A 1,138-nucleotide genomic window follows, 5' to 3' on the forward strand; every position below is an offset into this window, starting at 1 on the left:
GCGCGCGGCCCGCCACCAGCCAGCCCAGCGCCGCCGCCAGTACCGCCACCGCCGCGAGGGCGACTGCTCCCTGCGTCAGCAACGACGTCGCCGCCGCCGCGCGCAGCTGCTGGGCCTGGTTGTCGAGCGCCGTCAGCGACGGGAGCGGGGGCGCGCCGGGAGGCGGGGTGCCCGAAATGATCGCGACCCGCTGGCCGACCTGGCGGGTGAACAGCAGGTACGTCACGCCGAGCAGGGCCACGCCCGCCAGCAGGAACAGGCCGCCGTACAGGACGGTCAGCCGCAGGCGGAGGTTCACCGGAGGCGGTAGCCGACGCCGGTGACCGTCTCCACCAGCGGGGGATCGCCGAGCTTGCGGCGCAGCTTCAGCACGGTGAGCCGGACCGCGCCGGTGAACGGGTCGGCGTGCTCGTCCCACACCTTCTCCAGCAGGTGTTCCGCGGACACGGCGGCGCCGTCGGCGCGCAGCAGCTCAGCGAGCACGGCGAACTCCTTTTTGGACAGTGGCAGGTACCGCCCGTCGCGGAACACCTCGTGGCGCGCCGGGTCGAGGGTGACGCCGGAGCGGCGCAGCACCGGTGGCGCGGCCGGGCGGCAGCGGCGGCCCAGCGACTGGATGCGCGCGGCCAGCTCGGGGAACGCGAACGGCTTCGTCAGGTAGTCGTCGGCGCCCAGTGACAGGCCGTCGACCCGGTCGGTCACCTCGGCGGCGGCTGTCAGCATCAGCACCCGGGTGGTCACGCCCGTGCCCACCAGCTCGCGGCAGACGTCGTCGCCGTGCACGACCGGCAGGTCCCGGTCGAGCACGACGACGTCGTAGTCGTGCACGGCGATCCGCTCGAGCGCCGCGCCGCCGTCGTGGGCGACGTCGACCGCGTGGGCGTCCTCGCGCAGCCACTCCGCGATCGCGTCCGCGAGCATCGGCTCGTCTTCCACCACCAGTACCCGCATGCCCCGATGATCGCCGCGGCGGTGTTTCTTCGCCGTTAGCAGCGGTAGAGGGTGTCCGCGCCGCCGATCCGCACCGGACCGGCGCCCGGTCCGGACCGGCCGCCGTACTCGGCGGGGTCGACGGCCGCGCAGTGCTGCTCGATCCAGCCGCCGCGCGCCTCCTGCGCCGGGCTCCGGGCCGGCCCCA

General features: G+C 75.0%; 1 protein-coding gene and 1 pseudogene. Both read right to left on the reverse strand.

Features of this window, described 5'->3' with window-relative positions; all coding sequences use genetic code 11:
• Nucleotides 1–298, reverse strand: a pseudogene (locus G3I65_RS42945) (two-component sensor histidine kinase); the annotation flags it as partial.
• Nucleotides 295–951 (reverse strand): response regulator transcription factor, encoded by a 657-nt coding sequence (locus G3I65_RS42950; RefSeq protein ID WP_160701175.1) that lies wholly within the window; start codon nt 949–951, stop codon nt 295–297. The pseudogene G3I65_RS42945 and the gene G3I65_RS42950, both read right to left, overlap by 4 nt.
• Nucleotides 952–1,138: the final 187 nt, after the last annotated feature.

This window comes from Amycolatopsis sp. SID8362 (genome assembly GCF_010550475.1).
Taxonomy (GTDB): Bacteria; Actinomycetota; Actinomycetes; order Mycobacteriales; family Pseudonocardiaceae; genus Amycolatopsis; species Amycolatopsis eburnea.

Coding starts and splice junctions, on each gene's coding strand:
- G3I65_RS42950 (WP_160701175.1), bottom strand. CDS start 951: ATGCGGGTACTGGTGGTGGAAGACGAGCCGATGCTCGCGGACGCGATC.